This is a genomic window from Pseudomonas frigoris (assembly GCF_047758635.1).
GTDB lineage: Bacteria > Pseudomonadota > Gammaproteobacteria > Pseudomonadales > Pseudomonadaceae > Aquipseudomonas > Aquipseudomonas frigoris.
This window is the reverse complement of the sequence record NZ_CP180479.1, coordinates 4,900,638-4,913,379: the sequence shown is the minus strand read 5'-3', so window position 1 is coordinate 4,913,379 and position 12,742 is coordinate 4,900,638. Positions and strand designations below refer to the sequence as shown.

The 12,742-nt window shown below is 59.2% G+C and carries 13 protein-coding genes and 1 pseudogene; 6 read left to right on the top strand and 8 right to left on the bottom strand.

Annotation, left to right across the window (positions count from 1 at the left end):
• Window positions 1-48 precede the first annotated feature (48 nt).
• From ACMXYH_RS22550 to ACMXYH_RS22535, 4 genes and pseudogenes are all read left to right on the top strand, one after another.
• A pseudogene (locus ACMXYH_RS22550) lies at window positions 49-274 on the top strand (ABC transporter permease subunit); the annotation flags it as partial.
• 148 nt (window positions 275-422) lie between these two features.
• Window positions 423-1,148, top strand: a complete 726-nt coding sequence (locus ACMXYH_RS22545; RefSeq protein WP_415764984.1) for an NAD(P)H-dependent oxidoreductase — start codon at window positions 423-425, stop codon at window positions 1,146-1,148.
• 204 nt (window positions 1,149-1,352) lie between these two features.
• A complete protein-coding gene (locus ACMXYH_RS22540; protein WP_415764983.1) occupies window positions 1,353-1,526 on the top strand; it encodes a hypothetical protein in 174 nt (57 codons plus the stop codon).
• Window positions 1,505-1,687: an alpha/beta fold hydrolase gene (locus tag ACMXYH_RS22535; protein WP_415764982.1), complete on the top strand. Its 183-nt coding sequence runs from the start codon at window positions 1,505-1,507 to the stop codon at window positions 1,685-1,687. The genes ACMXYH_RS22540 and ACMXYH_RS22535 overlap by 22 nt, the downstream gene beginning before the upstream one ends.
• Before the next feature lie 37 nt (window positions 1,688-1,724).
• Here ACMXYH_RS22535 and ACMXYH_RS22530 read toward each other — a convergent pair whose 3' ends face one another.
• Complete coding sequence (locus ACMXYH_RS22530) at window positions 1,725-2,207, bottom strand: NUDIX domain-containing protein (protein WP_415764981.1); 483 nt, start codon at window positions 2,205-2,207, stop codon at window positions 1,725-1,727.
• A gap of 234 nt (window positions 2,208-2,441) precedes the next feature.
• Here ACMXYH_RS22530 and ACMXYH_RS22525 point away from each other — a divergent pair, with 234 nt between their 5' ends.
• Entirely contained in the window at window positions 2,442-3,365 is a 924-nt protein-coding gene (locus ACMXYH_RS22525) for a LysR family transcriptional regulator (protein WP_134421802.1), read from the top strand.
• A gap of 119 nt (window positions 3,366-3,484) precedes the next feature.
• On the opposite strand, the gene ACMXYH_RS22520 is transcribed toward ACMXYH_RS22525, so the two are convergent.
• The 3 genes from ACMXYH_RS22520 to ACMXYH_RS22510 all read right to left on the bottom strand — a co-directional run bounded on the left by ACMXYH_RS22520 (window position 3,485) and on the right by ACMXYH_RS22510 (window position 7,123).
• Window positions 3,485-4,213, bottom strand: coding sequence for an aspartate/glutamate racemase family protein (locus ACMXYH_RS22520; protein ID WP_201186788.1), 729 nt, complete (start codon window positions 4,211-4,213; stop codon window positions 3,485-3,487).
• Window positions 4,214-4,269: 56 nt separating this feature from the next.
• On the bottom strand, window positions 4,270-5,811 hold the full coding sequence (locus tag ACMXYH_RS22515) for an NCS1 family nucleobase:cation symporter-1 (RefSeq protein WP_129442755.1): 1,542 nt from the start codon (window positions 5,809-5,811) through the stop codon (window positions 4,270-4,272).
• A gap of 571 nt (window positions 5,812-6,382) precedes the next feature.
• Window positions 6,383-7,123, bottom strand: a complete 741-nt coding sequence (locus tag ACMXYH_RS22510; protein WP_008042297.1) for a phosphoadenylyl-sulfate reductase — start codon at window positions 7,121-7,123, stop codon at window positions 6,383-6,385.
• Window positions 7,124-7,297: 174 nt separating this feature from the next.
• Here ACMXYH_RS22510 and thrH point away from each other — a divergent pair, with 174 nt between their 5' ends.
• The gene (gene thrH / locus ACMXYH_RS22505) at window positions 7,298-7,915 is read left to right on the top strand and encodes a bifunctional phosphoserine phosphatase/homoserine phosphotransferase ThrH (protein WP_056744191.1); all 618 of its coding nucleotides are present in this window, start codon (window positions 7,298-7,300) and stop codon (window positions 7,913-7,915) included.
• Window positions 7,916-8,014: 99 nt separating this feature from the next.
• Here the strand turns inward: thrH and pabB are convergent, their stop codons facing one another.
• The 4 genes from pabB to ACMXYH_RS22485 form a co-directional block, all read right to left on the bottom strand.
• Window positions 8,015-9,352, bottom strand: a complete 1,338-nt coding sequence (pabB, locus tag ACMXYH_RS22500; protein WP_415764980.1) for an aminodeoxychorismate synthase component I — start codon at window positions 9,350-9,352, stop codon at window positions 8,015-8,017.
• 113 nt (window positions 9,353-9,465) lie between these two features.
• Window positions 9,466-10,452 carry an alpha-L-glutamate ligase-like protein gene (locus tag ACMXYH_RS22495; protein ID WP_415764979.1) on the bottom strand — a complete coding sequence of 329 codons (987 nt, stop codon included), beginning with the start codon at window positions 10,450-10,452 and terminating at the stop codon, window positions 9,466-9,468.
• On the bottom strand, window positions 10,452-11,987 hold the full coding sequence (locus ACMXYH_RS22490; RefSeq protein WP_129442767.1) for an inactive transglutaminase family protein: 1,536 nt from the start codon (window positions 11,985-11,987) through the stop codon (window positions 10,452-10,454). Before ACMXYH_RS22490 ends, ACMXYH_RS22495 begins: the two co-directional genes overlap by 1 nt.
• A 5-nt stretch (window positions 11,988-11,992) precedes the next feature.
• Window positions 11,993-12,529, bottom strand: coding sequence for an ATP-dependent zinc protease family protein (locus ACMXYH_RS22485; protein ID WP_415764978.1), 537 nt, complete (start codon window positions 12,527-12,529; stop codon window positions 11,993-11,995).
• Window positions 12,530-12,742 lie beyond the last annotated feature (213 nt).

Genomic DNA, 12,742 nt, shown 5'->3' with positions numbered 1-12,742 from the left:
TGGGAACTCAAACGTTTTTCGCACCGGGCCTTGTGTGGTTGAACTGGTGTGCTGCCGAACGCGGCAGCGCCATTGATTGCAGAGTTCGGCCTGCGCTTCTGCTTTGTGTTCCTGTTTATCAGCGCGCTGTCATTTCTCGGCCTGGGCATTCAACCGCCCACCGCCGATTGGGACAGCATGGTGCGCGATAACGCCGTACTGATCACCTTTGGCGATATCAGCCAATTTCGTCGTCGACTGGATGCTGCACAAATCCAGCGGCCTCAAGGAGTGAGTGCTGAACATGAGCTCCGCACCAGGACTACACGGGACTGTTGTTTTCCTCGGCACCGCAAATGGACCCCGACTGGCTCGACCGCTTGCTGGCCAGCCGCGCCGCCCCGAATTCAAACCCTACGCTGGAAAAAGTCTAAGGAATCACCATGAAAGTACTGATCGTCCACGCTCATCCCGAGCCTAAATCCTTCACCGCTGCCCTGCGTGACCAGGCGGTGGCCACCCTTGAAGCCCAGGGCCATGAGGTGCAGGTCAGTGACCTGTACAAAATGAACTGGAACCCAGTGGCCAGCGCCGATGACTTTTCCTCGCGGGAGAATTCCGAGTACCTGGTCTATGCGCTGGAACAACGCCTGGGGGTGAAAAGCCAGTCGCTGGCAGCCGATATCCAGGCGGAACTGGACAAACTGGTGTGGGCCGACCTGCTGATTCTCAACTTCCCGATCTTCTGGTTCTCCGCCCCGGCCATGCTCAAGGGCTGGATCGACCGGGTGCTGGTGTCGGGCGTCTGCTACGGCGGCAAGCGCTTCTACGATCAGGGCGGCCTGAGCGGCAAGAAGGCGTTGGTGACGGTGACTCTGGGCGGCCGTGAGCACATGTTCGGTGAAGACGCGATTCATGGCCCGTTGCAGGACATGCTGCGGCCGATCCTGCGCGGTACCCTGGCCTATGTTGGGTTCGAGGTGCTCGAACCTTTCGTCGCCTGGCATGTGCCGTACATCAGCGACGAGGCGCGGCAACGATTCCTGGTTGACTATGACCAGCGTCTGCAACACTTGGCGGACGAGCAGCCGCTGGAATTTCCGAGGCTGTCGCAGTTCGATGAGCAGTTGTATCCGCTGAGCCGGCCAGTTGCCGTAGATGCCTATTAACGGCACAAACCCTGTAGAAGCGTGGCTTGCCGATGTCCTGCCCGCCGATATCCAAGTAGTGCAGCTGCAAACCTTCCGGCAGCGTAACGAAGTGCCCTTGCGCGGATGCGCTCATAAGGTGTCCTCCCGGCCTGTTGTTGTCGCCGGATTATTCCGAGCGCCCGGGCAAACAACATCGTCCGACAGGACTACGATGCGGGCGGAATGCGCCGGCTGCTGGCGCTGCAACTGTTCGATGAGTCCTTGATCAGCGACGAAACGGTCAATGAGCGGGTCGCCGTGGTGCGACAGCAACCGGTCTGCGTGTTGTCGACCATGCAAGTGCCGAACATGACCTCGCGCCTCGGCGAGTTGCAGTGTCCGATCCTCGGTTTCTGAACGACAAATTCTGCCCGGTGTCTGGCGCGCAAACGATGATGCAACACTGCCAGAACATTCGCTTTGTCCTGCTCAGCGAATGCGGGCATTGGGTGATGGTCGAGCACCGTGAGCTGTTCAATCGCGAGTGCCTGGCGTTCTTCGAGGAGGCTCGCTCATGAGTGAACAACTGCGCCATCAATACGGCGAAGAGCTTTATCAGGCGCTACTCAGCGGCGCCACCCTGGCGCCGCTGACCGAGCGCCACTGTTCATGGCCATGGGCGCCATTGCCCGGCGGGGATGACGTAAATACCAGGCAACACACAAAACCAGTGGGAGCAGCCCTCGCTTCATTGAGTTCGCCGCGGGCCACCAGGTCGGGGATCTGCGCCAGCGGCACGCGCAGGCATTCCAGCGGTTCGGGCTCGTCGCCGACCAGTTGGCAGGAACTCAACTGTTCGGCCAGCACCACCCGGTAGCGATGGCACAGGTGACCCGGTGCCAGGGTCAGTTCGCCCAGTTCGCTGAGGCGCGCGGCGCGCATTCCGACTTCTTCGCAGAGTTCGTGTTGCGCCGCTTGCAGATAGTCTTCATGGGGTTCTGCTCCGCCCTTTGGCAGGCCGAGGACGGTTTTTTCGATACCGACGGCGTACTCACGCACCAGCAAAACATGCAACGGATCGGGTATCGCCACCAGCATCACCGATCCTATCAACGTGCCATCCAGCCGATACTGAAGACTCCTAATTGAGGGGCCTGCCTTTTACGCTGCTAAGTCGTCGTCCCCGCGTAGCTTTCAGAAGCCTCAGAAGGAGGAGGACATGTTCGCTTGGTTTAAAATCTACTGACTTCATTTTAATTTCTAATGACCACCGAAGCTGTGTAGACGGTAATTGCGATAGTCTGTGTAAACCAAAAGTTTATAGTGGCGCTTATGGAAACCTTCAGCAGTATCGAATGCTTCGTGCGCAGTGCAGAGGTCGGCAGCTTCGCCGAAGCCGCGCGCCGCCTGAGCCTGACCCCGGCGGCGGTGGGCAAGAGCATCGCCAAACTTGAGGCGCGCCTGGGTGTGCGGCTGTTTCAGCGCAGCACTCGCAGCTTGACGCTCACAGAAGCGGGTCATCTGTTTCTCGGCGAAGTGAGTTCCAGTCTTCACACGATCCAGAATGCCGTGGCCAATCTGGCCAGCGCCGAAGGGCGACCGGCGGGGACGTTGAAGGTCAGCATGGGCACGGTGTTCGGGCGTTTGTATGTCGTACCGTTGCTCGGGGAGTTTCTGCGGCGCTTTCCGGCGATCAACCCGGACTGGCATTTCGATAATCGTCAGGTCGATCTCATCGCTCAGGGTTTCGATGCGGCGATTGGTGGAGGATTCGAGCTGCCGCAGGGGGTGGTGGCGCGTAAGCTGACGCCGGCCCATCGGGTGCTGGTCGCGTCAGCTGACTATCTTGCAGGGCGTGAGGTGATTGCCGAGCCCGATGATCTCAAACATCATGATGGCATCCTGATTCGATCGCCACAGACGGGGCGTGTGCGTTCCTGGCAATTGACCAGTCGCACCCAGCAACACAGCCCGCTGACGCTCAAGGCGCGGATGACCATGAGTGATTCGGAGGCGGCCTGCGCCACGGCCGCCCAAGGATTGGGCATTGCGCTGGTGAGCATGCCGTTTGCCGTGGGCTATCTGGAGGCCGGGACCTTGCAGCGGGTGCTGCCGGACTGGTATGTCGACGATGGCAACATTTCGATCTATTACGCGGAGCACAAACTGCTGCCCGGCAAGACCCGGGCGTTTGTGGATTTCATCATTGAGCAGTTTGCGGAGCAGGGGTTGGGGCAGCGGTTTAGTGCGCTCTGATTCAAAACCGAGGCGCGGCCATCGCGAGCAAGCTCGCTCCCACAGGGGATTTGTGAACGACGCAAAACAATGTGGGAGCGAGCTTGCTCGCGATGGCGGCGACTCGGTTCAGTGCGAACTCATCGCCCAAACCGCCCCGGCCAGCCGATAATTTTCTTCGGCCGCGGCGTCGCATAAGTCCGCACCTTGGAAGTCGACAATCCCAATCGCACCAACGACTCGGCAATCGTCACCGCCGCCGTCACACCATCCACCACCGGAACCCCGGTGCGCTGACGAATCTGTTCATCCAGCCCGGCCATGCCGCCGCAGCCCAGGCAAATCACCTCGGCCTTGTCTTCAAGCACGGCCAATTCCGCCTGACGAATAATTGCCTCCAACGCACGCTCAGGATCGGATTCCAGTTCCAGCACCGCCAAGCCACTGGCCCGCACAGACGCGCAACGGTCCCAGAGTCCGGACAGTTTGAGGCGATCCTCGATCAGCGGCACGGTGCGGTCCAGCGTGGTGACCACCGAGTAGGCATGGCCGAGGAACATTGCCGTGCTGGCCGCCGCATCGGTGATGTCCACCACCGGCACGTTGAGCAACTCCTGCAAACCTTCGCGGCCGTGTTCACCGTAACCGGCCTGGATCACGGCATCGAAGGGTTGGTCGTAAGCCATCACCCGGTCCATCACCGCGATAGCGGCCAGGTAACTTTCGAAATTGCCTTCGATGGAGTCAGCACCGAAGTAGGGCGTCAGGCCGATGATTTCCGTGCCCGGCGCGGCCACGGACTGAGCCGAACGGGCGATGGCCTGGGTGATGGACTCGGTGGTGTTGACGTTGACCACGAGAATTCGCATGGGAAGTCCTTATAGCGGGTGGTTCTGCGGCCCGACGGTGCCGGGCCACCAGGGGATTAATGGCTGACGTTATCGACGGCGATGGCTTCACCGCTGACGTCTGCGTAATGAGGCTGCCGTTTGGCGATGATCAGGTAGAGCATCCCGGCAATCCCGGCACCAATCAGCCAGGAGAAGGGCGATACGCTGTCGAAGCCCGGTACCAGCGCCAGGACGATGGCGATCAGCGCGGCAGGAATGAACGCCGCGACGGCGCGTAAATTGACTCCGCGGCTGTAGTAATAAGCGCCGTTAGGGTCTTCGCTGTACAACTGCGGCACGTTGACCTGACCTTTTCGTACGAGCCAGTAGTCGACCATGATCACCCCGTACAAAGGGCCGAGCAGGGCGCCGAGGCCGGACAGGAAATACACGATCACCAGGGGGCTGTTGTAGAGGTTCCACGGCAGAATCAGCACCGCGATGGTCGCGCTGATCAGGCCGGCGCGGCGAAACGTCAGGTATTTGGGCGCCAGGTTGCTCAGTACGAAGGCCGGGGCGACGAAGTTGGCCATGATGTTCACCGCCACGGTGACGATCAGGAACGCCAGGCAACCGAGCACCAGAAAGAAGGTGTTGGGAATCGAGGCGATGATCTCGGTCGGGCTTTCGATAATCCGGCCATTGATCTGAAATTGCGCGCCACAGAGCAGGACGGTGATGCTGGCGAACACCAGAATATTCACCGGCAGGCCCCAGAAATTGCCGACCTTGATGGTCTTGCGGCACGGCGAAGAACGGGCGAAGTCGCAGAAGTTGAGGATCAGCGTGCCGTAGATCGACAGCCACAACGCACCACCGGCAAAGATGTTGCGCCACATCTCGCCGCCGGTCAGCGGTTCGCGGATCGACCAGGCGATGGTCGCGTTGGCCTGAAAGTACATCCACCCGGCGAGGGCGGCGACGGTCAGCAGAATCACTGGCCCGGCGAACGCCTCGTAGCGCCGCACCATTTCCATGCCATAGGCGAGAATCGCCAGTTGCACGAACCAGATCGCCACGAAGCACACCCAGCCCAGGCTCGATAGACCGAGGATCGAGTTGTGGTCGTAGTCCGCGAAGCCGGGATGAACCGCGATCAGCAGCACCCGAAAGACCACCGAGGCCAAGTAGGTCTGAATCCCAAACCAGGCAATGGCGATAACGGCACGGATCAATGCAGGAATTTGCGCCCCGTGAATGCCGAAACTGATCCGGCTGATGACAGGAAACGGCACACCGGTCTTTTGCCCCATGTAGCCGGAGAGGTTCATGAAGCAATACACCAACGCCGCGCCGATCCCCAGGGACAGCAGGATTTGCCAGCCGCCCAGTCCGAGGGCATACAGCCCGATGGCGAATGAGTAATTGGCGATGTTGTGAACGTCGTTGGTCCACAGGGCGAAGATGCTGTAGCGGCCCCAGCGTCGACCTTCGGCCTTGGTCGGCGCCAGGTCCTTGTTGTGCAGGCGAGGGCTGAGTACGACGGGTTCTTGAAACGTTTGGTCGTGAGGGGGTGAAGTGGGTGGGAAGGAGGGCAGATCCAGCGCGATGTTGTTATTGGAGAGGCTAGTACGCATTCCGGCAGGCTCCGAGCTTGGCGTCGCGATGACTGTGCATGAGCGTTGGCTCGACAAATCTTCGTCGCGGGCAGTCAGCATCATTGGTTACGGGGCATCTGCAGCCTGTACGGGATAGGGCGCTTCAGGCTTGCGGATCTAAAGTGTGTGTATGTTTTGATGTGATTGTATACAAAACATGTATGCACTTAAGCCAGATCCATGCCAGTCAGCGATCTATGAATTTCGCTATTAATTTCGTTTTGTTATCTGTTTGCGATAAGTATCTGAAATAAAGGCGATATAAATTGACTGTTTGAACAGGTATTTATTTTTCAGAGGGATGTGTATGAAAGGTCGACTGAGGGAGTCAGGGCAGGGGCGTGTAACTTTTTGGGGCGCTTAAATGAAAAGTGCACACACAAATGGCACCTATGGTGACATTCGTGTGTACACATTTTTGGAGCCGATCATAGAACCTGTGGGAGCGGGCTTGCTCGCGAAAGCGTTGTGTCAGTCGACATCAATGTTGGATGTCAGTCCGCTTTCGCGAGCAAGCCCGCTCCCACATTGGATCTCACAAGGCTCAAGATTACGCCTTGGATTTGCTGATGATGTTGCCCGCATGCAGCCCGCATTCTTTCTGCGTCGCTTCTTCCCACCACCAACGACCTTCGCGCTCGTGCTGGTTCGGCAACACCGGACGGGTGCAGGGTTCGCAGCCGATGCTGATGAACCCGCGCTCATGCAGGCTGTTGTACGGCAGCTCGAGCATGCGGATGTAGCCCCAGATCTCTTCACTGGTCATTTGCGCCAGCGGGTTGAATTTGTACAGGGTGCGTTCCGGGGTGGAGAACGCGGTGTCGATTTCCAGCACGGCGACGGCGCTGCGTGTTCCAGGGCTCTGATCCCGGCGCTGACCGGTGGCCCAGGCCGTCACGCCCGAGAGCTTGCGACGTAGTGGCTCGATCTTGCGGATGCCGCAGCATTCGCCATGGCCGTCCTTGTAGAAACTGAACAGGCCTTTTTCCTTCACGAAAGGTTCGAGCTTGGTGTAGTCCGGCGACACCAGTTCGATGTCGATCTTGTAGTGCTCACGCACCTGATCGATGAAGCGATAGGTCTCGGGGTGCAAGCGGCCAGTGTCGAGGCTGAACACTTTGACGTTCTTGTTCAGCTTCCAGGCCATGTCTACCAGCACCACGTCTTCGGCGCCGCTGAAAGATATCCACAGGTCATCGCCAAACTCGGCGAACGCGAGTTTCAGGATGTCCTGGGCGGATTTGTTGGCATAGGTCGTGGCGAGTTCCACGACATCGAACGATGGGCTCATCAGGGCGGCTTCCTACAGGTCGGTGGCGCTGGGCGCTCTATATGTGGCTGATGGTAACAAAATCCTGCAGCGACTGGCGCGCCCTATGCGTTGCACCGGTCAGCCTGAGTCGCTAGAGTTCGGCAGTCTTTTTGGCTCGCTCGACTCAATAATCAATACAAATGGGAGTGTCTTGTGGAAATTGCCTGTCTGGATCTTGAAGGTGTACTGGTCCCGGAAATCTGGATCGCCTTCGCCGAAAAAACCGGGATCGAGTCCCTCAGGGCTACCACCCGGGACATCCCCGACTACGACGTGCTAATGAAGCAGCGTCTGCGGATTCTCGACGAGCACGGCTTGAAACTCACCGACATCCAGGAAGTGATCGCCACGCTCAAGCCGCTGGATGGCGCCATCGAGTTCGTCAACTGGCTGCGTGAGCGCTTTCAGGTGGTGATTCTGTCGGACACATTCTATGAGTTCTCCCAGCCGTTGATGCGTCAACTGGGCTTCCCGACCTTGCTCTGCCATCGTCTGATTACTGACGATTCCGGTCGGGTGACGAGCTATCAGTTGCGTCAGAAAGATCCCAAGCGCCAGTCGGTTTTGGCCTTCAAGAGCCTTTACTACCGGGTGATCGCGGCGGGGGATTCCTACAACGACACCACGATGCTGGGTGAGGCGGATGCGGGGATTCTGTTCCATGCGCCGGACAATGTGATTCGCGAGTTTCCGCAGTTCCCGGCGGTGCATAGTTTTGAGGAGCTGAAGCAGGAATTCATCAAGGCTTCGAATCGGGCGTTGAGTTTGTAGTCGTCTGGGAGGACGTCATCGCGAGCAAGCTCGCTCCCACAGGGATCGGTGATCACCTGTGGGCGCGAGCTTGCTCCGGGCGGCGTTCCGACGATGCTTTTAAAGGCTCTGCAAGGTATCGAGCAGTACTTTTACCTTGGTAATCGATTCCTGATACTCGGCCTGCCACTCGGAATCCGCGACGATCCCGCCACCGCCCCAGCAACACACCTGCCCATCCTTGACCAGCAAACTGCGAATCGCGATGGAGCTGTCCATCTCGCCGCGCACGTCCAGATACAGCAAAGACCCGCAGTACAACCCGCGACGCGTCGGCTCCAGCTCGTCGATGATCTGCATCGCGCGAATTTTCGGTGCGCCGGTAATCGAGCCGCCAGGGAAGCTGCCAGCAATCAGGTCCAGCGCGTCCCGGTCATCCGCCAGTTCTCCGGTGACACTGCTCACCAAGTGATGCACGTTCGGGTAGCTTTCCAGGCTGAACAACTCCGGCACCCGCACCGAACCGATACGGCACGTACGGCCGAGGTCGTTGCGCAGCAGGTCAACGATCATCAGGTTTTCCGCGCGGTCCTTGGGGCTGGCCAGCAGTTCGGCGGCGTTTGCCGCATCTTCGGCAGCGGTCAGTCCGCGAGGGCGGGTGCCTTTGATCGGGCGGGTTTCCACATGGCGTTCGCTGACTTTGACGAAGCGTTCTGGCGACAGGCTCAACACCGCACCGCCGTCGGGCAAGCTTTGAAAACCGGAAAACGGCGTCGGGCACGCCGCCCGCAGCGCGCAATACGCGGCCCATGGATCGCCCTGGCACTGCGCGCGGAAACGCTGGGCGAAGTTGACCTGGTAACAGTCGCCGGCCTGGATGTAATGCTGAATGCGTTCTAGCGCGTGGCGATACTCGTCAGCGCTAAGGTCTGCCTTCATCGGGGCTTTCAACTTGAAAGACTCGACTGCTTCAGCCGTCGGCTCACTGAATAGCGTGATCAGACGCTGACGTTCGCTGTCGATCAGCGACGGGTGGAAGACCAACTGACTTGTACTCAGTTGGTGATCGCTGATCAGCGCCCAGTCATACAGCCCGAAATGTGCGTCGGGCAATTGCAGATCGTCCTGCGCCTGACTCGGAAGATTCTCCAGATGCCGACCGAAGTCGTAGCTCAGGTAACCGATGAGGCCGCCAGCGAAGGGCAAGTCGCAAGGAACAGCCGCTTCACCGAGTCGTGTCAGATTGTCGCGAAGGCGTTGCAGGAAATCGCTGCCACTTTCGTCAGGCAGTACCGCTATTTGCTCCAGTGGCCAGGCACTGAGCAAGTCGTAGCGGCCGCGATCGGCGGTTGGTCGACCACTGTCGAGCAGCACGGCACCGGGGGCATGACGAATCGCCGCGAAGTACTCGGCGGGGTTGGCGCGATAGGGAAGCGGGTGTACGGAACAGGTCAACATGGGCGGGGCAGATCAGCCATCGAGGCGGGGTGGCGATTGTAGTCCCCTCGGGGAATTGCTCCTAGAGGGGATGTCGGGGATTGGTAGATTGGGGGCAATGGGTGAGAGACAGGTCAGCCCTCAACGGCCGGAATATGCCCAAACATCTCCTGAACAAACTCCACTCGCTCCCTCACCGTCTCAGTAATCCCGCGAGCCTTCAACTCCTCCAGGCGCGCTTCGACCGCATGGGTGCGCAACGTCAGCCCGCAATCATTGGCAATCTGAATGTTCAGTCCAGGCCGGGCGTTGAGCTCAAGAATCAGCGGCCCTTTCTCCTGGTCCAACACCATGTCGACACCGATATAACCCAGCCCGCACAGCTCGTAGCAGCCGGCGGCGAGCTTCATGAAACCGTCCCAGTAGGGCAGTTGCACGCCGTCCACCGCGTTGGTGGTGTCCGGGTGTTTGTTGATGATGTTGTTCAGCCAGGTGCCGCGCAACGTCTGCCCGGTCGCGAGGTCAACACCGACGCCGATGGCGCCCTGGTGCAGGTTGGCCTTGCCGCCGGACTGGCGCGTCGGCAAGCGCAGCATGGCCATCACCGGGTAACCCAACAGCACGATGATGCGGATGTCCGGCACGCCTTCATAGCTGATGCTTTTGAAAATCTGGTCCGGGATCACTCGGTATTCGATCAGCGCGCGGTCGCGGTGCCCGCCCAGGGAATACAGGCCGGTGAGGATGCTCGAGATATGGTGCTCGAGCTCCTCATGGTCGATGATCTTGCCGGACACTGTGCGATAGCGCCCCTCGAACCGGTCGGCCACCACAATGATGCCGTCACCGCCCGCGCCCTGGGCCGGTTTGATCACGAAGTCGTTGCGCCCGCCGATGATGTCGTCGAGGTTGTCGATTTCTTTCTCGGTGGAGATCACGCCATACAGTTCCGGCACATGAATGCCGGCGGCGATCGCGCGTTCCTTGGTGATGATCTTGTCATCGACGATCGGGTACAGACTGCGCTTGTTGTACTTGAGCACGTAGTCCGCGTTACGCCGATTGATCCCCATGATGCCCCGGGCTTCCAGGGCCTTCCAGGTTTTCCAGAAGCCGAACATCAGGCGTCAGCCTTCTTCAGGAAAGCCTTGAAACGCACCAGTTCGGTCAGGCGGTAGCCGCGATAGCGACCCATGGCCAGCATGAAGCCCACCAGAATCAGCAGGATCGCCGGGAAGGTGAACACGAAGTAAATTAGCTCTGGCACGGTCATGATCAGGTGCGCCAGAGACGCAGCGAACAGCGTACCGATCGCCACTTTCATGGCATGGCCGGAACCGCGTTCTTCCCAGGTAATCGACAGGCGTTCGATGGTCATCGTCAGAATTACCATCGGGAACAGCGCTACCGACAACCCGCGTTCCAGGCCGAGTTTATGGCTGAGCAGGCTGATCGTCGCGATCAGCACCACCACGAAGGTCAGTACCACCGACAGTCTCGGCAGCATTTGCAGCTTCAAGTGTTCAAGGTAGGAGCGCAGCGACAGGCCCAACGCAGTGATGATCGTAAACAGCGCGATACCGAAGCCGAGCTGGGTTTCCCGGAACGCCAGGGCGATCAGCACCGGAGTAAAGGTGCCGAGGGTCTGAATGCCGATCAGGTTGCGCAGGATCAGGATCACCAGCACACCGATCGGGATCATCACCATGATCATGAAGGTCTGCTGGGTTTGCAGCGGCAGGCCGTACAGCGAGTATTCGAGGAAGTTGGCGTCGGTGTTTTCGTCGGTCAGCTTGGCCAGGCGAATCGCGTTCATTTCGCTGTTGTTCAGGCTGAAGGTCACGTTGGCCTTCTTGCCACCATCGACGGTGATCAGGTTTTCGTCGCCGGTCCACCACAGCAGGCGGTCGGTCGGCAGGCCCTGTTCACCGGTTTCCGGGTTGAAGTACAGCCAGTCGGTGCCGTTGAAGCTGCGCAGCCAGAGTTCAGGTATTTGCGGTTGGTCGGCCACCAGGCGAATGGTGTGGACCTTTTCTATCGGCACGTGGGCGATGGACAGTACCAGCTCGACGATTTTGGCTTTGTTCGCGGTGGATGGATCGCCACCCAGCAGCAGTTTCACATTGTCGTCGCTAAGGTTGTTGACGCGCTTGATGGCTTCGCCGATGAAGGTTTCAACGTCGGCCGAGTGCTGGCGGATCGGTGCGAGCAGGGCTTCGGCGGCGATTTTTTCCGCGCCTTCGACGGCGATGCTGTCGCGGAAGGTTGGCCCTTTGATCTTGGATTTTTCACCGGTGTAGCGCTTGGTCAGCACCAGGCGGTAATAAAGCGTTTGATTGCCCTTGGCCCGACGTGCCGACCAGGTGACTTTGCGGTTGCCGTCGGCACGGTTCACGGCCACGCCGTAGTTATTGGAAATGAAGCTCTCGTTGAGGCTGACGTAATCGCGGCTCAGCGGCGGCACGAACATCTGGATCTTGACCGGGTCCTTGGCACTGGCGACGAACTCGACTTTGGCGTCGATGTTCCACAAGTCGTCGGTGGCGTCTTCGGTCACGGGGATACCGAGCACGAAGATCTGATAGGCCGTGACTGAAATACCCAGCACCACCAGGATGGCGATCAGGAATTTCAGGTGAAGGGTAAGAGAGCGCATTGGAATTACTCTGCGGTATGAGCGTCGGTGGCGCAGGCGGGTTTGCCAGCAGCGTATTTAAGACTGGGGTCGACCAGCGCATCGAAGCGTTTCAGCGCTTCGGAGCCGATCAGGAGCGGGTATTGGAAGGCGCTGCGGTCGGTCAAGTTCACTTCGATGCTACGTAAAGCCGAACCCATGCAGATATTCAGCTCGATCACCGGACGGGCGGTGTATTTCTTGCCTTCTTCCGGGTCGTAGTCGCCGGCCCGGCGCTTGATCTTGCTGACGCGGGCCAGTGGCCGTTCGATCGGGTGCGAGTGAGCGGTGTCGATCGCCAAGTAAAAACGCACCCAGGACTCGCCATTGCGTTTGAAGCGTTTGATGTCTCGGGCGCTCAGGGACGCGGTTTTCGCCCCGGTGTCGAGTTTGGCGGCGACCTCCAGGTTGATACCGTCCAGGGAGGCGTACTCATTGAGGCCGTACACGGTCTTTTCCCCTGCCGCGGCTACACCTGGCAGGCAAAGAAGATAAAGGAAGGTGGGGAAGGGCTTGAGTCTCATAAATCCTGGTGCGCAGCGGTCTGTACTTCTATTCAAGGCCCTGGCATCGCTGCGCAAGCTCCCTCGTATGCCTATCAACTATTTATGACAAGCAGTGCAGATGTCACAAACAAATGCGGCCGGCATTCTAGCACGGTGGTTTTATGGCGCCAGCGCCGGGGGGCGGCTATAAACAGGGAGGGCTGGGTCGTTATGGTGCAGTCGGTTATTAGA